Raw genomic sequence first — 24,161 nt, 5'->3', positions numbered from 1 at the left:
GGCCCCGAAAGGAATCACTCGACCTTGAGCGCGGCCTGGATCGCCCCGAGCAGGGCGGTGTCGCTAAAGGGTTTGAACAGACAGTCCACGGCGCCCTGTTCGAGCATGTGTGGGCGCAGTGCCTCGTCTCCATGCGCCGTGATGAAGACGATCGGAACGGCTTGCTGGCGCCGTGCGAGCTCGTGCTGCAGGTCCTGGCCGGACATGCCGGGCATGGCGACGTCGAGGATCAGGCAGTGCGCTTCGCCGGCACAGCCAGATGCCAGGAACTCCTCTCCCGACGCAAAAGCCCGTGCTGTGAAGCCGAACACGCGCAGCAGGTCGGGCAGCGATTCGCGCACTGATTGGTCATCGTCTACCACTGCGATTAGCGGGCGTTCGGCCATCACAGGTTCCTTTCGGTCTGCTCAGCGTCTGAACGCGCGGGCTGACCCGTCGGTACGGGCCGGCGGGCAGCGGCCGCGCTGTCCGTCGTAAGCGGGATGGAAAACGTAAATGTGGCGCCCGGGTCGGCGTTGGACGAGGCCCACAGGCGGCCGCCGTGACTCTCGATGATGCGGCGGCTCACAGACAAACCGATGCCCATGTCTTCGCGCGTCGTCGTAAAAAACGGATCGAAGAGCTTGGCCGCGTGTTGCGGGTCGATGCCCACGCCGGAATCGGTCACGGCGAGGCGCACGCAGCCGCCATCGTCGCGCTCGATGCTCACCCGCATCTGCCGTGGGCGTTCATCGACACCGCTCATCGCTTCCACGGCGTTGAGAAGCAGGCTCAGCACCACTTGCTGGAGCTGGATCCTGTCTCCGGCGACCGGCGGCAGGTCGTTGGCCGCCTTCACATGGAGCACGATCCGCTTGTTGCGAATCTCGCACTGCAGCAGTTCGATCACCTCGTGTGTGGCTTCGACCAGATCGACTGCCTCCGTCGCCACGGCCTTCTTGCTGAACAGCGCACGCAGGCGGGCCATCACCTCGGACGCCCGGTGCCCGTCACGGATCGTGCGCCGTACGGTCTCGAGCGCGCCTTCGACATTGGGCGGCTGCGCACTCAGCATGCGCAGTCCTGTGCTGGCGTTGGTTACGATGCCGGCCAGCGGCTGGTTGATTTCGTGCGCGATCGAAGCCGTCAAGGCGCCCTGGCTATTGACCCGGCTCAGATGCGCCAGTTCGGCGCGCAGCGCGAGGAGCGCGCCCTCGGAGTCCCGGCGTTCTGTCATGTCCTGGGCGGCGCCGATGTAATCAAGGCCGCCTTGTGAGTCGCGCGTGGGGTGTGCCTGGATGTGAATGTGCCTGACCGAGCCGTCGGGCAGCAGCAGGCGGTGTTCGAACTCCAGATCCTTGCCTGCTTGCGCCCGCTCGATCATTTCATCGAGTATGAGACGGTCGCCGGGGTGGAAGCGCGCCGCAATCATGTCCAACGTAATCGGCACGCCGGGTTCGATGCCGAAGATGCCATACAGCTGCTCCGACCACGTGATCGAGCCGGTCTGCGGGCACCAGCAAAAGCTGCCGCTCGAGCTGAGCTGCTCCACTTTGGTCATCAGCGCCGCGCTTTGCCGTAAGCGCTCGTCGGCTTGCTGACGTGCCGCGATGCTGTGTGCCCGTTCAATGGCGATGCTCGCAATGTGCGTGAGCTGTGCGATCAGCTCATGCTGCAGAGGTGTGGGATTGCCGGTATCAGACCGAAACAGGGTGAATGTTCCGAGCACTTCGTTGGTACGCGACAGGACCGGTGTCGCCCAGCAGGACCGCAGTCCGTGCGCGAGGCTGCGCTCCCGCCACGCCCTGGTCCAGCGTACGTCTGATGCGACATCGGGCACGATCACCTGTGCCTTGAGAGACACCGCCATGCCGAGTGGGCCAGAGTCATGCGAGGCGGCACGTGCACCAGGACGTGGGAGCAAGCGCTTAGGCAGGCCGGGGGACCCCAGGTGCCGGCACGCCGTGCCGTGGGCATCCTGAAAGGTGACTCTGCAAACGCAATCACTCGCGATCTCTTCGACGAGCCGGCACAACGCCTCGAGCACGGTTGGCAACGCCTGCCCCGTGGCGATCATTTCGAGCAGGCGATTCTCGCCCGCAAGCAGCGCCTCCGCTCGCTTGCGGTCGTCGATATCCGTCTGAAGGAAATACCAGAGGGCGATTCGCCTCTCGCTGTCACGCAACGGAAAGCCCTGCACGCGAAACCATCGGTAGCCGCCATCGGCGCCGCGATGGCGCGACTCCGCGTCATAGGGATCGCCGGTGCTGATCGACGCATGAAACCGCGCGATCACAGCGTCCCGATCGTCCGGGTGGGTCAGGCCATTGGTCTTCCACGCTCGCAACTCGTCGAGGGTCACATCGGCGTATTCGAGCGTATGGCGGTTGGCGTGCAACACGTCACCGTCGGGTGCAAAAAGGACGACCCGGGTGGGGAGGCTATCGACGATCAACTCAAAGCGCTGCTCTTGCGCGCGCAGTGCCGCTTCGGTCTGCTTACGGTCCTCGATGTCCGAGTTGATCCCGCACCACTTTACGACTTTGCCGGCCGCATCGGTAATCGGACTGGCCCGGCATGCAAACCAGCGATACGTGCCATCGAAGCGGCGCATTCGCGCTTCCGCCTCGCCTTGCTCGCCGGAGGCGACGACGGTCCGCCATGCTTCGAGCAGCGCGGGCTGGTCGTCGGGGTGGAACGCCGTCTGCCAGCCTTCGCCCGCCGCCTGGCTCACGGAAAGCCCGGTATATTCGCACCAGCGTCGATTGACGAACTCGATGCGGCCATCGGGAAAGGCAGTCCATACCAGCCCCGGGAGCGCATCCACAGTCTGACTGAGTTCGTTGTCCATCTCCGTCCCTTTGCGGCGCGCCTGACGCTTCAACAATCGGCTTTTGGGAACGGGGAGTCAATATACCTTGGTGTCGGTTTTGGGGCGGCTTACGAAGTATCGGCGAGGTTGACCGGCAACGTGAACCGAAAGAGCGCGCCGCGGGGGACGTTGGCGCTCGCCCACAACCGGCCGCCATGCGCCTTGACGATCGAGTGGCATATCGAGAGCCCCATACCCATCCCGCTAGCCTTCGTCGTATAAAACGGCTCAAAGAGGCGCTCGATGTTCTCCGGAGCGATACCCGGGCCGCAATCGCGCACCGCCACGAGGACGGCGTCCGGCTCATCCATGGCGGTGCTGATCGTCAATTCCCGCGGCCCGTCTTCAACCGCGCTCATCGCGTCGATTGCATTGATAATAAGGTTCAGCATCACCTGCTGGATTTGCACCCGGTCGCCTTTGATGGGCGGTAACGCTTCCGTAAGCTGCAGCCGCACGGAAACGCCGTTCCGGTTCGCTTCGCTGGACGCGAGCGCGAGGACCTCGCGAATCGCCTCGTTGATCTGCAGGATCTCGCTGGTCGTCGGGGCCTTGACGACGAGGCCATGAATCCGCTTGATCACTTCGCTTGCCCGCCTCGTGTCACGAACGATACGATCGAACGCCTGGCGGGCCTCGCCGACGTTGGGCGGATCGATCTCGAGGCAGCGCAAACCCGTTGACGCATTGACTGCCGTCGCTGCGATCGGTTGCTTCATTTCGTGGCTAATCGACGCCGCGAGCTGCCCAATGGCCGTGACGCGGTTTGCATGGGCAAGCTCGAGCTGCATTTGGCGCGCCTGCGCTTCCGCCCGTTTCAGCTCGCTCAGATCGAGCACAAACGCGATAGCTTGAGCCGCGTTCTCGCCCAGCATGGCAATGCCGATCAGTACCGGCACGCGGCTGCCATCCTTGCGGAAGTATTCTTTCTCGTAGGGCTGCAAGATCCCGCTTTTCTCCAGTTCGTCCCACGCCAGTCTGCCGCGCTCGACCCACTCGGGCGGCGTGAGGTCCCTCCAGCTGAGATTCCCACGCTGCAGATCGTCACGGTCGTATCCCAGCATACGGAGGAACGCGTCGTTGGCTTCGAGTATGTGACCCTCGACATTCCCAATCACGATGCCGACGATGTTGGCGTCGACGAGGCGGCGGATCTTCGCTTCACGTTCTGCGAGATCGCGGTACAGGCCGGCGTTTTCCAGTGCAATCGCCGCCTGCGAGGCGAGCAGCTTCAACATGGCGATGCGCTTCGGGGCAAAAACGCCCGACGCGAGGTTGTTCTCGAGGTAGAGGACGCCGATCAGCCTGGCCTGCTTGAGCAACGGCAGGCAAAGGACGGAACGCGCGCGTATCTGGCGGATATAGGGATCGGCGGAAAAGCGGTTTTCGGCAGATGCGTCGTCGATGATGACGGGCTCGCGCGTGCTCGCGACGTAGTGCAGGAGCGACTCGGGCAGCGTGGCCAGGCCCGGCGACTGTCGCGGTAACTGCACGACGACCTGGCCGCCTTGTGTCGTGGCTTCGGCCTCGATGCGCAGGTGGGCGCCCTGCGGAAGGATCAACAAGCCGCGTTCGGCACCAGCGTGCTCGACCGCGGTCACCATCAGGGATTTGATCAGATTCTCAAGCACCATTTCGCCTGTAATTGCCTGAGCCGTCTTCACGATTGTCGCGACATCCAGTTGCTCGGCGTACTCCTCGATAGTCACGCGCGAGACAGACGTCGCTTCGGGCTTGCTCAAGGGATAGCGCTGTTCCAGCTGTTCGATTTTGCCGTGTGCGCCCCATTGCGAATAACAGTCCCGCGCCTCGCGCAAATAGGCGTGCGCGCCGCGCTCGAGGCCGGCGGCGAGGCAGCACTGCCCGGCCAGCTCGTTGGCCAGCGCCTGATCCTGAACGAAGCCTCGCTCGCCTGCCAGGCGCGCGGCATCCTCGTAAAGCCGCATGGCCTGTATGGCGTCTCCTTTCAGACGGGCCAGTTCCGCGCGCAGCAGCAGATGCTTGTGCGCGAACGTGACCGGACCGCTTTGCGCCCATCTTTCGAATGCCTGAATGTTTGCGGCGATATCGGCTTCGATCGCGGCTTGTCGCTCGCTCGACGACGTGTTGTGAACGGCAGCGAGTGCAAGCGAATAGTAAAGGCAGTAGTTGGAGAACTGGAGGTGGCAGCGTGCGGACCAAAGAATCGGCTTGACCCGGGCGGCACACGCGAGCGCCTTCTCGTGCTCGCCCAACAGATAGTGGCGCTGCACCCGCAAAATCCAGTAGAAGCAGTTGACCACGGCAATACCGCTTTCCGTGATTTGCGCTTCAATCGTCGCGTCTTCGATGACCGTCTGGTCGCCCGAGCGCCCGCGAAGCCTCTGAATGAATTGCTGGATGCCCGTGAGAATATCGTGCACGTGCCGGAAGTTGATTCGCTCGACGAACGCAACGGCCTTGATCGATTCGAGCCACGCCTCGTCGAGGTGGACGCCGTGCGTCAGAAGATCCGTTAGCCGATGTTCGAGACTGAAGCTGGCATAGATGACCTCGCCTGTCTCTTGCGCATACCGAATGGCAGTATCGACGCACCCTAATGCGACTTCGATCGGTTGCGTCCAGAGAACCGCCATTTGCATGAAGAAATGTGCGGCCACATTTTGAGTGGAGAAGCGGTGCTTCTCCGCCACTGCGACTGCCAGTCGGGCGAACGCTTCGCCCTCCTGGTATCGATGGAAGAACGGGCCCAGCAGGATGGAAATGAACGCATAGGCGATGACAGCCGAATCGGTTGTGCCGTATTGCAGCGTGATGGCGACCATTCGGCACGCAATTGTCTGGGCGAGGTTGATGTCGGTGAAGTAGGCCGTCTGCCCGAGCATGTGGAAGATGTTCATGACCTCCCGCATCTCCGGGTCTTCCATCATCGCGAGGTCAACAAGGCTTTCGATCGGGCGCGCGCGGAGATGCGCCCAGACGGCTTCATACTCCGCCGATACTTCGTTATCCGCAGGATGATCGGGCAAGTCGATATCGAACATGCCCAGGCATTCGCGGGCGGTCCTGACTGCGGACGCATTATCGCCGGTCACCAGCTGCAGGACCATCCTGAGCCGGTAAGCTTCGGCGCGGTGGATCTTCGATCGCGCTCGAAGCAATATTTCATCGATCCATTCAGTAGCCTCGTCGAGGTGGGAGAGAAGAAACTCGCAGTCAGCCCGCTCGAACCAGACGCTGAAGGTTAGCTCGTAACAATCGTCCCATCCTTGCTGCGAAAGCAGCGTCGCAGCGGTCGCCAGATAATTGCAGGCCGAGCGGTAAGCGGTGGAGGCTTTCGCCTTTTTCGCGGCTTCGAGGTTGAGGGCGGCTACGCGATGTCGTTCAGGCCGCTCGATCATCAGCTCGCAGCCAGGATTCAGCTGGTTCACGAGATCGAAAATCCTGGCCGAAATGTCCGCGTCGTCGAGACGCGACAACAGCAGGCGGCCGATGCGCAAGTGATGCCCGGCGCGCGCAGCGGGCGGGATCAGCGCATACGCGGCTTCTTGCACCCGGTCATGCACGAACCTGAAGCTGCGCTCCATTGAGATGATCGCGCCGGCCCGGACGGCGTCGGCGAAATCCGCGTTGACCTTGGCCTCGGAGCCGCCCCAGACGCTCGCGAGAGTGCCGACGTCGGCCTGGCTGCCGAGACAGACAAGCAGCATCAACGCGTCCTGCGCGGTGGGCGAAAGCCGCTGCAGCCTGCGGATCATCAGATCCACGACGTTTTCGGTGAAGCCTTTTGCGTCGATGTGTTCGAGATTCCAGCGCCACGAGGCCGAATTCGACTCGAACTCGAGGAGACCTTCCTCCGCGAGATTCGTCAGAAACTGGCCCGCAAAGAATGGATTGCCGCCGGTTTTCCGGTGAACCAGCATAGCCAGAGGCAAGGCTTGCTCGCGCGTGCATCTGAAAGCGTCGCAAAGCAACTCGCTGAAATCATGCGGCGAGAGCGGCCCGAGTGCGATCTTGTTCACCGCCGTTCCGGCCTTGCGAATCGAACCGAGCGTACTCAACAAGGGATGCCCGGGCGCGACTTCGTTGTCGCGATACGCGCCGATCAATAGCAGGTGGCGCGTCTGGGCATGCGTGATCAGATATTCGACCACGGTCAAGGTGGCCGGATCGAGCCACTGGAGGTCGTCGACGAAAATGGCGAGCGGATGCTCCGCGCGCGCGAACACGCTAACGAACTTTTGAAAGACGGATTGAAACCGCAACTGGGTTTCGAGCGGCGAGAGGGCGGGAACAGGGGGCTGTGGTCCGATCAGGCTGGCGAGTTCGGGGATCAGATCGGTTAGCAACCTTCCGTGCTGGCCAACGGCTTCTTCGATCGCGTCGCGCCAACGCGCGACGTTGGCATTCTGGTCGTTCAGGATTTGTCGGATCAACTCGGCGAATGCCTGAGCCAGGGTGGAGTAGGGAACGTCCCGCAGGCGCAGGTCGAACTTTCCCGAGATGAAGATCCCGCGGGGCAGCACGATAACCTTGTGCAATTCGTTGACGACGGACGACTTGCCAATGCCCGAATAGCCGGACACGAGGACCAGTTCCCGCGTGCCTTGCGTGGCGACGCGCTCGAAGGCATCCAGAAGCGTCGCGATTTCCAGGCGGCGCCCATAGAGCTTTTCGGGAATCAGGAGCTGTCGGGTCGTATCGTGCGTTCCGAGTGGGAAAGGCGCGATTTGACGGGCGGCTTCCCATTCCGCCAGGCACCTCCTGAGGTCCCACTCCAGGCCGCTCGCAGTTTGATAGCGATCCTCGGCGGGTTTCGACAACAGCTTCATAACGATGGCCGAGAGCGGGGCAGGGATGCCTTTGGCGCGCTCGTCCGGCGCAGCGGGCTGCCGCGCGATGTGGCAATGCACCCATTCCAGCGGGTCCAGCGCAGTGAAAGGAAGGGTTCCGGTCAACAACTCGTACAACGTGACTCCGAGCGCGTAAAGATCGCTGCGCGAATCGATCGACCGGTTCATCCGGCCGGTCTGCTCCGGCGCCATGTAGGCGAGGGTTCCCGCGATCAATTCCGGATGTTCCGGGCCCTGGCGTTCGCGCGGAAGTCGCGACGCGATACCGAAGCCGGTGAGCCTGACCTCGCCCGTTGCGTCGTTCACCAGGATATGCGTCGGCTTGATGTCCTTGTGAATGAGACCGCGCTGATGAGCCTTGCCCAGCGCAGCAACGATATCGATGGCGAGTTGCAGGAAGCGTTCTAGCCGAAGCGGCGAGCCAATCAGCCGGTCGAGCGGAGCGGCGCCCGAATCCTCGAGCACCAGTACGATTTGACTGCCATCCTGCACGAGTTCGAGCGGCTGCACGGCCCAATCGGCGGAAAGCTCGTCTTTCAATTGGTATTCGTGCGCGAGGCGTTCGAGGCTCGCGGGTGTGTGGCCGGCGGCGGAAAGCCGCAACTCCATGACCGAAGTCTGCGCGCCGTCCAGGCTCAAGCGCCACGCACGGGAAAAGACCCGGTCGCCATCCTCCCATAACACCTGGCTGCTATCTGCAATCGAGTTGGACCGAGTCTCAGATGACATGCTCTGAATGAGTCGCTTATGGATTCAGATTCCGCTTCTGCGTGCTACGCAACGCCATGTCATAGTCCATATTTTTTGAAGTTATGCCGCTGGACTGTCGATTCGAATGGTAGCAGATGCGTCAATGCACTTGAGCACGGGAAAACTCGAAAACTCGCGAGGCGAAGCGCCGAGCTGTTCCTTCAATGCCGCGGCAACGCGTGCATTTATAGTGAGGGGAGTCGATCGTGCGAGCTGTGCGCAACGCCCTTGCGTGCTACCGGATACAGTCAAAGCTTACATAAATATTCTCGGCCGTTGAGCATTTATTTCGCCGCGTGGGATGAGGCGGCGCCACCCGCCGCAACGACTCACCGCTTCACGTACTTGCGAATGGCCTCAGGGGTGACCGGTGTAAACAAGTTGACCAGATTGCCGTCCGGATCCCGAACAAGCAGCGAGCGATTGCCCCATGGCTGGGTGGTGGGTGCCTGTACAACGTCTTCGAGCCACCCGCCGAGCCGGCTGTAAACCTCATCCACATCGTGCACATGAAATTCGAGAATCATCGAGTGATTGCTTGCCGGTATCGCGGCCCCTGACCCGAACAGGTCCATGGTGCGCTTGCTGCCAATCGCCAGCGTGCAGGTCGCGGTCGACAGTTCTGCGAATTCCTCCGTGTACCAGATAGCCTTGAGCCCGATGTCCTCGTAGAATCGGACCAGCCGTTTGATGTCATCGGTGATAATGCGAGCGGAGACGAAGTCCATTTTCTTGTCCTTTATTAGGCAAACCAGTATCCGGACCAGCGTTGGCAAGCGCGAGGTCCGTCGATAAAGTCGCCGCTAACGCGGTAGACGACTTTCCAGCATCCTACAAAAGGCCTGCTGCCACCATTCTGTCAGCAGCGAAACTCCGTCATGCGCCGAGCCGATCGACTCTTCCAGATCATCCAGATTCTGCGACGCGCAAAGCGTCCAGTGACCGCGCGCGCTCTGTCCGAAGAACTGGAAATCTCCATGCGGACTGTTTATCGCGACATCGCCGATCTGATGGGACAACGCGTGCCCATTTCTGGCGAGGCAGGCATTGGTTACGTGCTCGACCGTCACTACGACATGCCGCCTCTCATGCTGACGCCCGATGAGCTGGAAGCCGCCGTGCTCGGCGCACAATGGGTCGCCCAACGAAGCGATCCGGTGCTGGCAAGAGCCGCTCGGGATCTGATCGCCAAGATCACGGCGGCGGTGCCGGACTCGTTGAGACCATTCATCGCGGAGCCGACAGTCAGCACGCCCCCGCCACAATCGCTGCCGGCCGATATGCTGAATATCGCGCAGGTTCGCGAGTGGATTCGCGTGGGTCGCAAGCTTCGAATCCGTTACCGCGACGAACGCGGACGCGCGAGCAAACGCACAATCTGGCCGCTGCTCATTGGTTACGCGGATGCGGTCCGGCTACTTGTTGCGTGGTGCGAATTGCGTCAGGATTTTCGTCACTTCAGGACCGATCGAATCGTCGACGCCACGTTTCTTGATGAGCCGCACGACGTGCGGAGAAGAACACTGATGGCACGATGGAAACAGCATATGAAGCAATCGCGCGGGATCGATCTGCCGGAATAAATTGGGTTCACGCCGTGCTCGCGACGGCGCTGCCTGCTGCCATGAAGGCAAAGCGCCTCCTGACTGCGAAAGCAGTCAATCCGGCGTTGGGAACGAGTGACGGCTCCTTGCCGCCTGCCGTCCGACGCGCTCGCCTGCAGGCACCGTTCAGGCGTTGATCCAGGCGCGCGCCTGTTCCAGTTCGCTGACGTGGAACGCCTTGATTTCGGCCTTGGTAAAGAATCGCGCCAAATGCATCGAGGCGCGAATCCAGCCCGCGTCGGCCACCACCGCGGCGCGTGTGACCTTGCGGGCGAGGGGGACGCCGAGCGTCATGTCGGTCCACAGCGCCTTTGGCTCGATACCGCTGAAATGCTCGATGCGTTCGAGCACACGGGTCTTACCGTTGAGTTCGAGATCGCCACGCATGCGCTCGATGGCTTCGCGCAGATCGTGGTCGGTGATTTTGCCTTCGACGGTGATTTCGACGACCGGCGAATCGGGCGTGGAGTGATACTGGATCATGGCGGGCCCCCTGGGTACGGAGACGTTACACGCTCAGGCACGGATAAGCCTGGCGTTCGATTGTTTTCTCATGGTACCCCTTTTCACGTGCTACGGTGTTCCGTCCACGACGTTTTGCAAAGCGCCTCAAATGTTTGCAGTGCAAAAAAAGGCCGCATACAGGGACGCGGCCGAGGGGTGCACCTGACGGGGGCTATTCCGTCTTTAGGCGCATCGCCAGATTACTCAAGGCGTGTGACATTCATCTAGCCGACAAAAATAGCGGTGCGTCGTGTCTGCACGGCACAACAACAAAATTGGGGAATCTTGCGGTGCGCTGCAGTCTGGGCTAGATCGGGCGCGTCGCCTTTAGCGAAGCTTCCTGCTGGTCAGCCGTTGCTGGTGTGCACCGCAAAACGTAAGGTCGTGGCTCCCATTGGTCAGCGGAATCGCCTGAAAGCCGTCTTCATGGCAGTACGACGATCTTCCCTCCGGCCTTGTTCTCTTCCATGCATCGGTGCGCTTCCACGATATCGTCGAGTCGAAACACCTTGCCAACGGGGATGCGAAGTGTTCCGGCCTTCACCTGCGCCAGCAGTTCGTCGTACGGGGTCGCCATGAATTCATTGACGCCGCCGTCGTAAATGGTGAGTTTCACCGTGCTCGGTATCACTTCCATCGGGCTGAAGGTATCGAACGACCACTGGTTGCCGACAATGCCCGTCATGCACACCACGCCGCCTTGTTTCGCACAGCGCAACGAGTCCTTCAGTGTCGTGGTTCCGATGAGTTCCAGCACTTTATCCACGCCGCCGGGCGACACTTCGCCGATCTCCTGCGCGATTGCGCCCGAGTCGATGACGACACGGTCGGCGCCGTTGGCACGCAGCGCGTCGCCTTTCTGCGGATTGCGCGTCGTCGCTATCACAAACGCACCGTGCGCTTTGGCGATTGCCGCAGCGGCAAGTCCAACCGATGTCGTTCCGCCGCGAACCAGCAGCCGGTCCCGCTGTTGCAGCGCGAGGGCCTTGAACAGCGAGCCCCACGCGGTTTGCAGCATTTCCGGCATCGCACCGAGCGTTTCCCAGGGCAAGCCAGTGACCAGTTTTTGCACCTGCCGGGCAGGTACGCAGGTGTACTCCGCATAGCTGCCGTCGAACTCACGCCCCAGGCCTCCCATCGCGGTGGCAACCGTATCGCCTTTGGCGAACTCCATTCCCGGTGCGTCTTCCACGGTGCCGACCGCCTCGATTCCCAGCACGCGCGGAAACTTCACGCTCTGAGAAAATCCCTGCCGCGTGAACATTTCGGACCGGTTGAGTCCGAACGCCTTCACGCGGATCAGCACCTCGCCGCGCTGTGGCGTCGGTATCGGACGCTGTTCGAGCTTGAGCACCTCAGGGCCGCCCGGCTCGTGGATCACTGCTGCTTTCATGGTCGTCATCGACGCCTCCTTTGCGGCTCGCAGATGTACATGCAAAACACTAGAGCAGCTGCGATTTTCCGGTAGGCGGTAAAGCAGAAAATCGTTTTCCAGTTCCGGGAAGATCGGCGTGCCATGACATGTCACGTGCGCGCTCGTGCTCCGGGTTCGCGCTCGTCCTTGCGACGCCGCCGACGATTGGCGCACAATGGTTTTCCAATGATGGAAAAGCGATGGCGAACCTCAACTCGCTGGTGATATTCGCAAGGGTGGTCGAAGCGGGCAGCCTTTCCGGAGCGGCACGCCGGCTTGGCATGCCGGTCTCTACGGTCAGCCGGCACATCGCGGAGTTCGAGCAGGCACTGGGCGTTCGGCTCCTCGAACGCTCCACGCGTAATCTCGCGCTCACCGACCTCGGCAAGGAGGTGTACGAGCAAGCCGTGCGAGGCGTCGAGCTGGGTGAGGCCATCGACAGCGTCGCTTCCAACCATCTCTCGGACATGTCCGGGCTCTTGCGCCTTTCGGCGCCGCCGAGCGTTTCGGATACCTTGCTGACGCCGCTCGTCATGGAATTCCAGAAGCACTATCCGAACGTGCGTTTTCAGATTCTCGTCACCGAGCGCTACGTCGAACATATCGCGGACGGCGTCGACCTCGTGTTCCGGGTGGGTGCACTGCGCGATTCGTCGCTGGTCGCGCGGCGCCTTCTGGCCTATCGGCATCGCATCGTGGCAACGCCCGCCTGCCTCAGGCGCTGCGGGGCGATCCGAAAGCCGCAGGATCTGCTCGAGCATCGCCTCCTTGCGTTTTCGCACTGGAAGCCGGATTGCAGTTGGTGCTTCATGCACGAGAATGGCGGCGAAAAGCAGACGCTCACGTTCCAGCCGTTATTCGCCATGAACGATTTTTCCGGCCTCGCTTCCATGTTGCTCGCGGGTGCCGGCATTGGTGAGTTACCGCCTGTGGTTCGGCCCGACCTCGTCCGCGAGGGCAAGCTGGTTGAAGTGATGCCGCAGTGGCGCCTCCCGACGTACGACCTCTCACTCGTCTACCTGGGCAACCGGCACATTTCGAAACCGTGCAGACTCTTCAAGGAATTTGCGATCGAAATGGCACCGGTGTTGTTTCCGGATCTTCCGGAGTAGGGAGTCGAAACATTCGAACTCCTCATAGACTGAGAATGGTTGAAACAGGTTCGTTGGTATCGCCTGTGTTCGCCTTTCAGGAAGGTAAGGTGCCAAAGAGCCCGGGCACCATCTTCGACGCGAAGTCCCTGAAGATGCGAACCTGCCGGGGCAGATAGCGGTCGCGCAGGTTGGCGAGGGTCAGGTCGAACACGGGCAGATGCCAGTCTGGCAAGACCTCGACGAGCTGCCCGCTGCGCACGAGGTCCGGCTGGACGATGGGCGGCAGTTCCCCGATGCCGCAGCCTTCGAGCAGCGCCACGATGAGCCCGGTGTAATCGTTCATGGCGATTGCCGGCTGGAAGGAAACCGTTTCGGTATCCCGGCCGTTGACGTGAACGAAGCTCCAGCGATAGTCCGGCTTCCAGAAAGAGAACGCGAAAAGCCGGTGCGCGGGAAGGTCCCGCGGCGATTCCGGAGGCGGGCATCGGGCGAGGTACTTCGGGCTCGCAACGACCTGATGCCGATAGGTCAAGAGCGTGCGGGCTTCGAGCGTCGGGTCGGTGAAGGTTCCGACCTTGAACGCGATATCGACGTCCTCGGCTATCTGGTCGACGATGCGTTCGGTAATGAATGCCTTGACTTCCACGTTCGGGTAAGACTGCTGAAAGGCTTCGACGACCGGCACGATCAGCGAGTCGGAGAGATTCGGCGGCGCACAGAGCCGCACGGCGCCGGACACCTCTGGCAGACGGTTCGAGATGACGTTGTCGACGGCTTCGCTGACCTCCGTAGCCTGTTTTGCGAGCTCGAATACTTCGGCGCCGAAGTCCGTGAGCCTCAGGTGATGCGTGGATCGATCGAGCAAACGAACGCCCAGCTGATTTTCGAGTTCGGCGATACGGCGGCTCACCGAGGAAATGGGCATCTTGAGTCGCCGCGCGCCTTCCGAGAAGCTGCTCGCCTCGACGACCTTCGCAAAAATCAGCAGCGTATTCAGATCTTTCATTACCGTTACGCTCCGTCCGACCGGCATCTTGCTGGCGATCTGCGGCCTCCATCGTCTGACGCAGATTACTGCCGCAACCGGGCGGCAGCAAGGCAGCAGTGCGCCCGTGGCGACGTGAAGGAGCCGGTCGCGAAGGTGTCCTCCATGAACTGGCGATACGCACGGCGGCCGCTCGCGTGAGCTTTCCAGAAATGGAAATCCAATTTCCGGAATGTCCGTTAGCGGTCAGCCGAACGGTTGGCTACCATCCAGAACAACTTGCGGTTCACGAGTCCGCGAATCGGTCGCCGCAGTGAGCCGTGCTGTTCTATGCAGCGGACGAAGCGCAGGCCGGCGAGGTCGTGGCAAAACGCATTGCCGTTAGCGGGTTTTCGCCCGTGCGCACCGTGCATCAGGTCATGGAGGAACGACCCATCGTGAACACCGAAACGCGCAACGTCTCCACGCTCGCTGAATTGCAGACGGCGGTCGACGACGACCAGGTTCTGCATATCGTCGTTTCAGCGCAGATCGATGGGGTGGCGGCCCTTCGCCTGCGGCCCGGTCTGGCCTTGACTGGCATCGACGCACAAGCCGCCCTGCGCTTCGCGCCCGGCAGCGACGGGCTGGAGCTTTCGGCAGACAATCGGGTCGAGGGCTTGCGGCTTTTCACGGACCCCGATCGGCGCGCCATTTTCAACGACACCCGCGTCGACGGATTCGGTCGGCTCGAGCTGCACGATCTGAGCATTGCGGGCGTCGTGCAGCTGCTGGCCCGCGACAGCGTGGCTGGCGGCCATGTCGAAGCACACGATATCGACATTCGGGCTGCGGACGCCCGTGGCTATGAAGAGCGCCCGAAGGGATACGGCGTCGAAGTCATTCCGGGCGTCTTCACGCTCTGGAATCAGCGCGAAGACCGCGGCGTGGTCATCACGGCGGACCTCAGCGGGCTTTCGGCGGGCCGTGCCGGTGCGCCGGTTCGCGGCAGCGGCATCTTCGTTGGCGGCGCCGGAGAGACAGGCGGACGTGTCGTCGCGCATCGGCTGGAGACGGGCGCCGTCCACAGCGATGGCGGCATCGCGCCCGGCACGCCGGATCGCATCACCGGCGGCGTGTTCGTCGTGTCGGGCGCATGCGTCGCCAGCGTGCACAACCACGGCCCGGTGACGACCTACGGTCCGAATGACATGGTGCTCGACAACTGGGGCGCCGTCGATCGCTGGATCGTCGACGGGAAAGTCACGTCCTATGGGCCGAGCGGCATCGGCTTCGTGAATTTCGGCTCCCTCGAGCGGCTCGAAGTCAACGCGTTGATCGAGACGTTCGGCCAGGGATCGCGCGGCTTCAATGTCTACACGGGCACCGTGCGGTCTGCGCAATTCGAGCGCGTCGTCACGCATGCCGATGGCGCAGTGGGCATCCAGATCAGCCAGCCCGTCGGCGAGATCGCCGTCCGTCGCGGCATCGAGACGTGGGGCGGGACGGGCGACTCACTGGTCAAGGGCGTCGTTGTCCGGCTTGCGGCGACGGCGCTCAGCATCAAGCCCGGAGGATCGGCGCGCAAGTTCGCGATTGCCGGCGGCCTGATCACGCATGGCGAAGGCGTCAATCCGCTGGAGCTGCATGGCGCAATCGATGCGCTCGAGGTCAGCGGTGGATTGACGGCGGCCGGCGGCGGATTCGCCACCATCTAGCACTGAACGTTGACGCGACAACCAGGGAACGCAATGGACCACACGACAACATCCGGTATGGCGGACGATGTCCGTTCGCGGCGCGAGTTTCTGCGGGCTGGCTCGGCCTCGGCACTCATGCTTGCCTTGTCCGGCCCGGCGCTGGCCGGGGGTGAAAAGACCAGGACCGAAGTGGAGGGGGCCGGCTCGCCACGGCCGGGCGGTCCGCTCCAGTCCGCGGGTGCCCTCGAGTTCGGGCCCGGCAATGTCCTCTTCGTCGGCGACATCACGGGCGCGGCCGTTCATGCGTTTGCGCTGAGGGAGTCGGACGTAACCTCTCAGGCCGACGTGGAGATGGGGAATTTTCATAACTTCGAAGGCCGCGATCTGGTCCTGGGTGTGGATCAGAAGCTTGCTGCGCTCTTCGGCACGACGGTTGGCAATATTGTCATTAACGATATGGCGATCCATCAGCCGTCGCGGCAGATCTTCATGTCGGTCGAACGCGGCAGTGGACCAGGCGCCATGGCGGCGATCGTGAAGGTCGATCACGGCAAGCTCGAGTTGCTCGAACTCGACGGGATTGCGCACTCGAAAATGGCCATTCCAAACGAGCCGGACCAGAAGGCGATGCTGGAGTTCGAGCCCCAACAGGTCTATGCGATCACGGACGTCAAGTACTACAACGGCGAGGTTTTCGTGACGGGAATCTCGAATCAGCGCTTTGCATCGACGCTGTATCGCATCCCATACCCGTTCAGTTCCCGGCTGTCGACGAGCACCGTCGAAATCTGGCACCCGACGCACGGAGAGTTCGAAACGCGCGCCCCGATCGTGCGGCAACTGATCCGGGAGATGGATGGAAAACCGTACCTGTTTGCGGTGTACGGTTGCACGCCGCTCGTCCGCTTCCGCCTGGATGATTTGAAGGATGGCGCGCATGTGCGTGGGGACACGATCGGCGAGCTGGGCTATGGGTCGAATCCGCTGGATATGCTGACTTATACCGATCCGACCGACCATAAGGACTACTTGCTGGTGACCATCGATGTGCGCAGCGCGTCGCGTATCGAAGCTGCGGAGTTGACGACCGCGAAACCCGAGCCGACCGGTGGCCCCATCGACTTCGGGCCGGGCGGCCTCGGGCGCACGCAGCGCGATCTGCCGATCCGGGCGGAACATATCGCGATTCTCGATCCACGGTGGGCTGCCGTCATCTGGCGGCATCCGAAGACGTCCTGGCGACTGGACATCGGTACGCTGATGGTTCCGTACTTCTTCGACCGCAGATTGGGAATGGCGGAAATGAATTGGCCGAATGGTCCCGATCCGTTCCACTACCGCGAACATCGCAACGAGATCGACCACGCGTAGCCGGTGGGCAGATCGCACAACGAGACTGCGTGAGGATGCCGATGACGCTCCAGCCAACACTGCGGATCGAGCACGAGATACAGCCGGGCGGGGCAGCTTGCGTCGGCGTGCGCAACCTCGATGCGGATCTCGTTGAGTTTCTCGTCGAACGCCAGGGAACGGCCCGCCAGTTGCGATCCGTGCTGCGTGTGAACGTCATCGATGCAGCCATGCCGGGCGGCGACGAACTTCCCGACGTGGCCGGCCGCTATCAGCTTCTGGAGGCCGGGGTGCGATTCATTCCGCGTTTTCCTTTCGAACCGGGCGTTCGCTATCGAGCAAGCTTCGATCCGCGGCCGCTCGGCCGGCCTGAGTACGCGGACGTGCTGACGCTCGAATTCTCGCTACCGAACCCGATCGGCGCCGACCCGGCTTCGGTGACGGGTGTCTTTCCCTCCGCCGATGTGCTGCCGGAAAACCTGCTTCGCTTCTACGTTTGCTTTTCCAGCCCGATGCGGCGTGGCGGTGCCGAGGCGCAGATCCGCCTCATCGGCCCCGATGGACGGCCTGCGCACGACGTGCTCTATCGGCCAGCGGTAGAGCTTTGGGACAGGAGCATGCGATGCCTGACGGTTCTGCTCGATCCGGGCAGGCTGAAACGCTGGGTAGGCCCCAATCGGGAACTGGGGCCGCCGCTGACGATGGGGCAACGCTACGCGCTGGCCATCGGCTCGGCAATGTTCGACTCGTCCGGTCGTCCGCTACGGCAGAATTTCTATAAGCCTTTCGTTGTCGGGCAGGCGGTTCGCGAGCCCATTGCGGTCGCGCATTGGACAGTGCTGCCGCCTGCGGTGCAGAGTTGTCAACCTCTGGAGATCGTGTTTCCGAAGCCGCTGGACTGGGCGTTGCTCCGGCGTGCGATTACGGTCGTGGGGGACGACGAACGGCCGCTATCAGGGCGCGTCGCGATCGAACGGGGCGAAAGACGCTGGACCTTTACGCCGGCTTCGCCCTGGACGGCGACGCGGCCCGTCATTCGTGTCGCGCCGGACCTTGAAGACGTCTGCGGCAACAACCTGTTCGAGGCGTTTGACGGGCCGCTGCGAGCGCAGCGCGAAGCGAGCGTCGAACGCACCCACCGCACGATTCGCTTCGAACTCGCACAAGCGGCACATTCCGCGTAACGAGCGTGGAGTCAACCGTTCGCCTTCGGCGGCCCCTCGCTCACCACGGAATCGTCTGATTTTCCCAGCGGGTGAATGTCCCCGACGGGCCGTGCGGTCCCAGCAGAATGACGCGCACCGCTTCGCGCGCGCCTTCCTCGACGGTCTCCGTGCCCGTATAGCCGTTCAGGTTCGTGCGGGTGTAGCCCGGCGAGACGGCGTTGACCCTGATGCCCTCCGGCTCCAGCTCGATCGCCATCGCAACGGTCAACGCGTTGAGCGCCGTTTTGGACGCGGGGTAGACCGGACCGAAGATCGAGCGCCACGGGAACGCAGGGTCCGAGTTCGTCGTGAGCGACCCCACGCCACTCGACACGTTGAGGATGCAGGCCGCCGTCGATTTGCGCAGGAGCGGCAGCATCGCCTGATAAACGGCCAGCACGCCGAACACGTTGGTGTCCCACACCGCGCGCATTTCATCGAGAGAGACATTGCTCGGACGGGTGGTCTTCGCGAAGTCCTCGACGGACTGGCCGGGCTGCCGGTTCGTGCTCGAAATCGCGGCGTTGTTGACGAGCACGTCGAGGCGGCCATGCTCGTCGCGAATACGCTGCGCGGCGGCAGCGATCGAAGCGTGGTCCGTCACGTCGAGCTGGAGCGCACGCGCGTTCGGCCCAACTTCCCTGGCCGCGGCTTCACCGCGTTCGAGATTGCGCGACCCGACGAGCACCGTGAGGCCGTGTGACACGAGATCCTTCGCGATCTGAAGACCGATTCCCTGATTGGCCCCGGTGACGAGGGCGATGACGTTGTCCTGCATGCAAATCTCCTGGTGTTGATTAGCTCACCTCGGCTGCCCATGCTTCGGCATCGGCGCCGGCGGGAATGCGCATCGGCGACGAGGGGTCGGTCGCCGCGCGCCATACGGCCTCGGCGACGTCCTGGGCCCGGGTGAGCGGGGACGCCGTGTCCTCCAGATGCGCGAGGACTTGTTTGACGAGACCGGCGTAGGCTTCGTTGTCGAAGCCGTGGATATGGGCACGCGCGTTATCTCCAAAGCGCGTCTCCAGTGAGCGGCCCGGCAGCACGAGGCGCACCCGCACGCCGAACGGCTCGAGTTCCAGCGCCATCGACTCGGTGAACGCGTTCACCGCCGCCTTGCTCGCGCGGTACGCGCCGATCAGCGGCAGCGCCTTCAACGTCACACTCGACGTCACGTTCACGACGACGCCCGCCTTGCGCTCGCGGAACTGGGGCAGCACGGCCTGCGTCACCGCGATCGTGCCGAACGTGTTGGTCTCGAAGACCTCGCGCACGGCCTCGATCGGAACCAGTTCAGCCGGGGAAGCCGCGCCGTAGCCCGCATTGTTGACGAGGACGTCGATCGGGCCCGCGGCCATGACGGCCTCGCGTATGCTCTCCGGCTTCGTGACGTCGAGCGCGAGCACGCGCAGGTGTTCCGAAGGCGGCAGCACGTCGTCACGTGGCGTTCGCATCGTGGCGACGACCCGCCAGTCACGGGCCAGAAAGTAGCGGGCGATCTCGAGCCCGAATCCGGAAGAGCAGCCGGTGATCAGCACGGTTTGCATGGAATCTCCTTTGGCAAGGTTTGCGTGTGTCCATACGATAGATCGCGCAGACCGTACTTGCTACAATCAAAGATCCGAATTTCGTTTGCAGGAGTCCGGCCATGATCGATCCGTTGGCTGAAGTCGTGACGCTGCTGCAGCCGAGCGCGCGCTACTCCAAACTCGTCCTCGGCGCCGGCCCCTGGCGCATCAGTCGTTCGGGTGCGGGCGAGCCTTTCTATTGCGTCATCCTCGACGGCGGGTGCTGCATCACGATCGACGATCACGCGCCGCTCGAACTCGTGGCCGGAGACTTCGTCCTGATTCCCGCGTCCTATGGCATCGAGGTGAGCAGCCTCGAGCCTCCGCCGCCGGACGTCGAGCCCGTGACGCCCGTCGCGCTGGGCAACAATGAATTCAGAATCGGCGCTGCGGACCACCCGGTCGACTCGCGCATGGTGGCGGGCCACTGCAGCTTCGGGTCGCCGGATTCGTCCCTGCTGGTCTCGCTGCTGCCGCAACTCGTGCATGTCCGCGGCGAGGAGCGGCTGGCCACACTCGTCAAACTCGTGCGCGAGGAGTCGAGAGCGCAGCGGCCTGCGCGCGAAGTCGTGCTCTCGCGCCTGCTGGAAGTGCTGCTCATCGAAGCACTGCGATCCACGGCGGGAACGTACGCGCCACCGGGTCTCGTGCGCGGGCTCTCCGACAGCCGCCTCGCGGCTGCGATCCGGGAGATGCACGAGCACCCGACGAAGCCATGGACGGTTGCGGCGCTCGCGAAGCAGGCCGCGCTCTCACGTTCGACGTTTTTCGAGCGCTTCAGCCGCGCGGTCGGCGTCGCGCCGATGGAATACCTGCTGACCTGGCGCATGGCGCTCGCGAAGGATCTGTTGCGTCGCAATCACGGCCGCATTGCCGAGATTGCGCAACTTGTCGGCTACAGCTCGGCCAGCACGTTCAGCGTTGCCTTTACGCGGCACGTCGGCCGGCCGCCCACGCAGTACGCGCGTGAGGAGCAGATGGCCCCGGATGGCGCGTAAGCAGGCGCAAGCAGGTTGCCGGCAGGGCTTGGGGCGCGCGCACTGCGAAGATCAACCCGGTCGCCTGTCGGAAGCCGGATCGGTAATGAGTCGCGTGCTGCGTCGGTAGGTGACGTAGGCCCAGAGCCAATCCAGCATGACCTTCGCCCTGTTCGGCCCTCCGGTGAGAAACGCGATATGTGCGGCGCCCCAGAACCACCACGCTGGCGCACCCCACATGCGGATGGGGCCGATTTCTGCCACCGCGGCCTGACGCCCGATCGTTGCCAGGCTGCCGAAATGCCGGTATCGAAACGGCGGCGGAGGACGGCGACCCGCGAGCTGTGCGTCGATCACGCGCGCGGCATATCTTCCCTGCTGTTTGGCGGCAGGCGCCAACCCCGGCACCGCCGCGCCGTTCCAGCCCAGACTCGCAGCGGCGTCGCCAATCGCATAGACGCCTTCAGCTGCCGCAACGGAGAGGTCGTCGTTCACCTTGATACGTCCGGACGCGTCTTCTGGCTGGTTTAGCCATCTGGCGACCGGAGACGCTGCCACTCCGGCAGCCCACAGGATGGTGCGGGAGGCAATGCGATCCTTGCCGAGGTCGGCGCCCTCCTGATCGACGCCCAGCACCCGGGTATCGAGGTAGATCGTGACACCCAGCTTGCGAAGGGAACGTTCCGCGGCGGCAGACAGGGAAGGCGGGAACGTCGGCAGAACGCGGGGACCGGCATGAACCAGAATGACGCGCGAGGTCGACGGATCGATCGTGCGATATTCCTGATCCATCCCGTGGTGCGCCAGTTCCGCGATGGCGCCGGCCAGCTCGATGCCCGTCGGTCCTCCGCCGACGATGATGAACGTCAGCCACGCGGCACGGGCTGCTTCGTCGGCGGCCGTTTCCGCTTCTTCAAATGCACGTAGCAGACGGCTCCTGATCGAGGTCGCGTCCTCGATGCTCTTGAGCCCGGGCGCGTATGGCGCCCAGTGATCGTTGCCGAAGTAGCTGTGACGCGCGCCGGTCGCGAGCACGAGATAGTCGAATTTCAGGCTGGCTGCGCCGATCAGCACTTCGCGAGTGGCGGTGTCGATGCCTGTGACGCTGCCCAGACGGACCTGGACGTTTCGCTGTCCACGAAAGAGGCTTCGGATCGGCGTCGCGATTTCGCCGGGCGACAACGCTGCTGTGGCGATCTGATAGAGCAGCGGTTGAAACAGATGGTGATTGCGCTGGTCGATGAGGGTGATCCGGCAGCGCGAATTGCGCAGGCCGCGAACGGTCTCGATCCCGCCAAAGCCACCGCCGACCACGACGACATGTGGACATTCATTGAGCGTGCCTTCTTCTTTCTCCGGGCGGTCGAGCACCCAGCGGGCGAGCCAATGATCCACCGAGATGACGCCGGGCCCCGTGGCGACGAACATCAGCAGCAGAAGCAGCATGGCCAGCCGGTCGTCCATGGACATGGCGATGCCGGCGAGCGGAACCATGGCGGCATAGATGAGCATCGCGGGCCGCGTCATGCAGCCGAAGGCGATGCTCAATGCGAGCAGCGCAGCGATCCATGAGGGGTACGCGAACAGTGCCGCGAGATCTTGATGGGCAGCCTGCCCGAAAAGGGAAGGCGTCAATGCGGAAGCGAGACTGAGCGACGCCGCTATGCCTGCGCGCGAGACGAGCAGGAGCACAGGGGACACATACCGTTCGATCAGCGCATAGCATTTCCTGACCTGTCGGGCCGGGCCAAGTGGCGCCCACGCCAGGCCTCGCGCCAACATCGCGTCGAGGGAGAAGGTTCCCGGACCCAGCACGACCAGCCACGCGAGCAAAACAAGCGTTGTGCCGCCCGGACCGAGGGCGATCGATCCGTAGCCGCCAACGAGCAACACGAGCGCGATGGGCCGGGTCAGCAGGCCAGCGGTGAGCAGGAGCGGCACGATACCGTGCAGTGCTGCCTCCACGCTGGACGGCGCATGTAATCCGGCGCCGGTTGAGCCGCCCGGATTGCCTTGCGCCATGGCCATGATCTGATGCACGAGCACGACCTGCCCGAACCAGACGCGAGTGGCAAGCAGCAGCCACGGCATGCAAAGCGCGCGTACTGTGGGCGCGAAGCGGACCAGGGGTTTGAAGGCGTTCCAGAACATACGGCACCCTTTCGAGCGAACCATCACGGCGCATGCGGCGTCGACGCGAATCTCACCAGCGCAGACAACGCGGCGCCACGGCCGAGCCGACTACGGTCGTGATGACGATGGCGAGCACGTACCAGACACCCCAAAACGGGACCGCCATCTCCGAGCAATACAGCGAGTACACGAGCAATCCCTGCGCGCCGGCCAGCAGACCCGCGCCCGCGCCGGCCAGGGCGAGGCGTGTCGGCGCGAGCTGCTTCATCGCGCGCAATATCGCAGCGAGCGAGGGCAGCGAGAGCAGCACGACGTTCGCCGTCGCCGTGCGCCATGTCGTCCCGAGCATCAACTCGAGCCGGTAGCCCGGCGGCGTCGCCAGCAGAACGCTGCCGGCGGCGAGCAGCATGGAGGCTACCGGCAGCGCCGCCGCGAGCCCCGCGAGCCTGAGGCGCGCGCCGGGGCGGCCCAGACGCTCGGCGAGCGCCACGGCCGCGGCGATGATCGCGAGCGGGAACGCGAGGCGCACCCAGAACATCGTCGTGAGGATCAGCTCGGGCATGTCGCTGCGCACGCCGTACAGCGCAACCAGCAGGGCCGCGCTGGCGGCGAGGCCGTGCAGCAGCGCGCGCGTGAGCAGCCTCGGAACGGCGTAGCGCTCGATGGGCGACACGTCGCTCGCGAGCCGGGTGACCAGCTCTCGCGTTTTCATGACCGGTACGCGCGGTCTCCGAGCAGGTAGTCGATCGATATCACGCCGGGGCCCCAGGCGGCGATGCCGAGCGCCATGGCGGCCCATGTGATGTGGATCGGCCAGCCGTCCGGCACCGTCAGCTCGATGATGCAGGTCATCAGCAGCAATCCGGCGGCTGCGAAGCGCGTGCCGAACCCGAGCACGAGCAGCACCGGGAAACCGACCTCGCCGCACGCGGAGAGGAACGCGAAGAGGGCCGGCGCCGGAAACGGATACGGGCCGCCGGGCAGATGGAGCTTGAATTCGTCGGTGAAGAGATCGATGGCCGTGTCGTTGAGCTGCAGGAAACCGTGCCACTTGAGAATGCCCGATTTCCAGAAAGGCACGGCCAGCGCAAGGCGCAGCACCAGCTGCACGAACGACGGCTGTGCGAGCCGTTCGATGAAGCGCCGGGCGCAGCCGATCGCGTGCGCGACGTTGCCCACGAAAGACGGTCTGGAGTCCTGTCGAGTTTGCATGAT

Annotated in this window: 18 protein-coding genes; 6 read left to right on the top strand and 12 right to left on the bottom strand. The window is 63.3% G+C overall.

What is annotated here, in order from left to right:
- Positions 1-14: 14 nt before the first annotated feature.
- The 4 genes from AB4Y35_RS25175 to AB4Y35_RS25160 form a co-directional block, all read right to left on the bottom strand.
- Positions 15-386, bottom strand: coding sequence for a response regulator (locus tag AB4Y35_RS25175; protein WP_368694401.1), 372 nt, complete (start codon positions 384-386; stop codon positions 15-17).
- Positions 386-2,830: a PAS domain-containing protein gene (locus AB4Y35_RS25170; protein WP_368706451.1), complete on the bottom strand. Its 2,445-nt coding sequence runs from the start codon at positions 2,828-2,830 to the stop codon at positions 386-388. Before AB4Y35_RS25170 ends, AB4Y35_RS25175 begins: the two co-directional genes overlap by 1 nt.
- Before the next feature lie 89 nt (positions 2,831-2,919).
- The gene (locus AB4Y35_RS25165) at positions 2,920-8,322 is read right to left on the bottom strand and encodes an AAA family ATPase (RefSeq protein WP_368706450.1); all 5,403 of its coding nucleotides are present in this window, start codon (positions 8,320-8,322) and stop codon (positions 2,920-2,922) included.
- Between the two features lie 440 nt (positions 8,323-8,762).
- Positions 8,763-9,161, bottom strand: a complete 399-nt coding sequence (locus AB4Y35_RS25160) for a VOC family protein (RefSeq protein ID WP_368706449.1) — start codon at positions 9,159-9,161, stop codon at positions 8,763-8,765.
- 150 nt (positions 9,162-9,311) lie between these two features.
- Between AB4Y35_RS25160 and AB4Y35_RS25155 the strand changes: the two genes are divergently transcribed.
- Entirely contained in the window at positions 9,312-10,016 is a 705-nt protein-coding gene (locus AB4Y35_RS25155; RefSeq protein WP_368706448.1) for a helix-turn-helix transcriptional regulator, read from the top strand.
- A 147-nt stretch (positions 10,017-10,163) separates the two neighbouring features.
- Here the strand turns inward: AB4Y35_RS25155 and AB4Y35_RS25150 are convergent, their stop codons facing one another.
- Positions 10,164-10,520: an STAS/SEC14 domain-containing protein gene (locus AB4Y35_RS25150; RefSeq protein ID WP_368688997.1), complete on the bottom strand. Its 357-nt coding sequence runs from the start codon at positions 10,518-10,520 to the stop codon at positions 10,164-10,166.
- Between the two features lie 445 nt (positions 10,521-10,965).
- Entirely contained in the window at positions 10,966-11,943 is a 978-nt protein-coding gene (locus tag AB4Y35_RS25145; RefSeq protein WP_368706447.1) for a zinc-binding alcohol dehydrogenase family protein, read from the bottom strand.
- A gap of 212 nt (positions 11,944-12,155) precedes the next feature.
- Between AB4Y35_RS25145 and AB4Y35_RS25140 the strand changes: the two genes are divergently transcribed.
- On the top strand, positions 12,156-13,067 hold the full coding sequence (locus AB4Y35_RS25140) for a LysR family transcriptional regulator (RefSeq protein WP_368694406.1): 912 nt from the start codon (positions 12,156-12,158) through the stop codon (positions 13,065-13,067).
- Positions 13,068-13,143: 76 nt separating this feature from the next.
- Here the strand turns inward: AB4Y35_RS25140 and AB4Y35_RS25135 are convergent, their stop codons facing one another.
- On the bottom strand, positions 13,144-14,055 hold the full coding sequence (locus AB4Y35_RS25135) for a LysR family transcriptional regulator (RefSeq protein WP_368706446.1): 912 nt from the start codon (positions 14,053-14,055) through the stop codon (positions 13,144-13,146).
- A 299-nt stretch (positions 14,056-14,354) separates the two neighbouring features.
- Between AB4Y35_RS25135 and AB4Y35_RS25130 the strand changes: the two genes are divergently transcribed.
- From AB4Y35_RS25130 to AB4Y35_RS25120, 3 genes are read left to right on the top strand one after another with little or no spacing between them, the layout of a single operon-like run.
- On the top strand, positions 14,355-15,731 hold the full coding sequence (locus tag AB4Y35_RS25130) for a hypothetical protein (RefSeq protein ID WP_368706445.1): 1,377 nt from the start codon (positions 14,355-14,357) through the stop codon (positions 15,729-15,731).
- Positions 15,732-15,764: 33 nt separating this feature from the next.
- Entirely contained in the window at positions 15,765-17,084 is a 1,320-nt protein-coding gene (locus AB4Y35_RS25125; protein WP_368706444.1) for a hypothetical protein, read from the top strand.
- Positions 17,085-17,119: 35 nt separating this feature from the next.
- A complete protein-coding gene (locus AB4Y35_RS25120; RefSeq protein WP_368706443.1) occupies positions 17,120-18,247 on the top strand; it encodes a hypothetical protein in 1,128 nt (375 codons plus the stop codon).
- A 40-nt stretch (positions 18,248-18,287) separates the two neighbouring features.
- On the opposite strand, the gene AB4Y35_RS25115 is transcribed toward AB4Y35_RS25120, so the two are convergent.
- On the bottom strand, positions 18,288-19,046 hold the full coding sequence (locus tag AB4Y35_RS25115; RefSeq protein ID WP_368706442.1) for an SDR family oxidoreductase: 759 nt from the start codon (positions 19,044-19,046) through the stop codon (positions 18,288-18,290).
- A gap of 19 nt (positions 19,047-19,065) precedes the next feature.
- Positions 19,066-19,815, bottom strand: a complete 750-nt coding sequence (locus tag AB4Y35_RS25110; RefSeq protein WP_368706441.1) for an SDR family oxidoreductase — start codon at positions 19,813-19,815, stop codon at positions 19,066-19,068.
- A 101-nt stretch (positions 19,816-19,916) separates the two neighbouring features.
- On the opposite strand from AB4Y35_RS25110, the gene AB4Y35_RS25105 reads away from it, so the two are divergent.
- Positions 19,917-20,834 (top strand): cupin domain-containing protein, encoded by a 918-nt coding sequence (locus AB4Y35_RS25105; RefSeq protein ID WP_368706440.1) that lies wholly within the window; start codon positions 19,917-19,919, stop codon positions 20,832-20,834.
- Positions 20,835-20,885: 51 nt separating this feature from the next.
- On the opposite strand, the gene AB4Y35_RS25100 is transcribed toward AB4Y35_RS25105, so the two are convergent.
- From AB4Y35_RS25100 to AB4Y35_RS25090, 3 genes are read right to left on the bottom strand one after another with little or no spacing between them, the layout of a single operon-like run.
- The gene (locus AB4Y35_RS25100; protein ID WP_368706439.1) at positions 20,886-22,964 is read right to left on the bottom strand and encodes an NAD(P)/FAD-dependent oxidoreductase; all 2,079 of its coding nucleotides are present in this window, start codon (positions 22,962-22,964) and stop codon (positions 20,886-20,888) included.
- A 52-nt stretch (positions 22,965-23,016) separates the two neighbouring features.
- A complete protein-coding gene (locus AB4Y35_RS25095; protein WP_368706438.1) occupies positions 23,017-23,658 on the bottom strand; it encodes a DUF1109 domain-containing protein in 642 nt (213 codons plus the stop codon).
- Positions 23,655-24,158, bottom strand: a complete 504-nt coding sequence (locus AB4Y35_RS25090) for a DoxX family protein (RefSeq protein ID WP_368706437.1) — start codon at positions 24,156-24,158, stop codon at positions 23,655-23,657. The genes AB4Y35_RS25095 and AB4Y35_RS25090 overlap by 4 nt, the downstream gene beginning before the upstream one ends.
- Positions 24,159-24,161: the final 3 nt, after the last annotated feature.

It is taken from the genome of Paraburkholderia sp. EG286A (genome assembly GCF_040965375.1).
GTDB lineage: Bacteria > Pseudomonadota > Gammaproteobacteria > Burkholderiales > Burkholderiaceae > Paraburkholderia.
Note: the sequence above shows the minus strand (reverse complement) of the source record. Positions and strands in the feature narration are given on the sequence as shown.

Coding starts and splice junctions, on each gene's coding strand:
- AB4Y35_RS25175 (WP_368694401.1), bottom strand. CDS start 386: ATGGCCGAACGCCCGCTAATCGCAGTGGTAGACGATGACCAATCAGTG.
- AB4Y35_RS25170 (WP_368706451.1), bottom strand. CDS start 2,830: ATGGACAACGAACTCAGTCAGACTGTGGATGCGCTCCCGGGGCTGGTA.
- AB4Y35_RS25160 (WP_368706449.1), bottom strand. CDS start 9,161: ATGGACTTCGTCTCCGCTCGCATTATCACCGATGACATCAAACGGCTG.
- AB4Y35_RS25155 (WP_368706448.1), top strand. CDS start 9,312: ATGCGCCGAGCCGATCGACTCTTCCAGATCATCCAGATTCTGCGACGC.
- AB4Y35_RS25150 (WP_368688997.1), bottom strand. CDS start 10,520: ATGATCCAGTATCACTCCACGCCCGATTCGCCGGTCGTCGAAATCACC.
- AB4Y35_RS25145 (WP_368706447.1), bottom strand. CDS start 11,943: ATGACGACCATGAAAGCAGCAGTGATCCACGAGCCGGGCGGCCCTGAG.
- AB4Y35_RS25140 (WP_368694406.1), top strand. CDS start 12,156: ATGGCGAACCTCAACTCGCTGGTGATATTCGCAAGGGTGGTCGAAGCG.
- AB4Y35_RS25135 (WP_368706446.1), bottom strand. CDS start 14,055: ATGAAAGATCTGAATACGCTGCTGATTTTTGCGAAGGTCGTCGAGGCG.
- AB4Y35_RS25125 (WP_368706444.1), top strand. CDS start 15,765: ATGGACCACACGACAACATCCGGTATGGCGGACGATGTCCGTTCGCGG.
- AB4Y35_RS25120 (WP_368706443.1), top strand. CDS start 17,120: ATGCCGATGACGCTCCAGCCAACACTGCGGATCGAGCACGAGATACAG.
- AB4Y35_RS25115 (WP_368706442.1), bottom strand. CDS start 19,046: ATGCAGGACAACGTCATCGCCCTCGTCACCGGGGCCAATCAGGGAATC.
- AB4Y35_RS25110 (WP_368706441.1), bottom strand. CDS start 19,815: ATGCAAACCGTGCTGATCACCGGCTGCTCTTCCGGATTCGGGCTCGAG.
- AB4Y35_RS25105 (WP_368706440.1), top strand. CDS start 19,917: ATGATCGATCCGTTGGCTGAAGTCGTGACGCTGCTGCAGCCGAGCGCG.
- AB4Y35_RS25100 (WP_368706439.1), bottom strand. CDS start 22,964: ATGTTCTGGAACGCCTTCAAACCCCTGGTCCGCTTCGCGCCCACAGTA.
- AB4Y35_RS25095 (WP_368706438.1), bottom strand. CDS start 23,658: ATGAAAACGCGAGAGCTGGTCACCCGGCTCGCGAGCGACGTGTCGCCC.
- AB4Y35_RS25090 (WP_368706437.1), bottom strand. CDS start 24,158: ATGCAAACTCGACAGGACTCCAGACCGTCTTTCGTGGGCAACGTCGCG.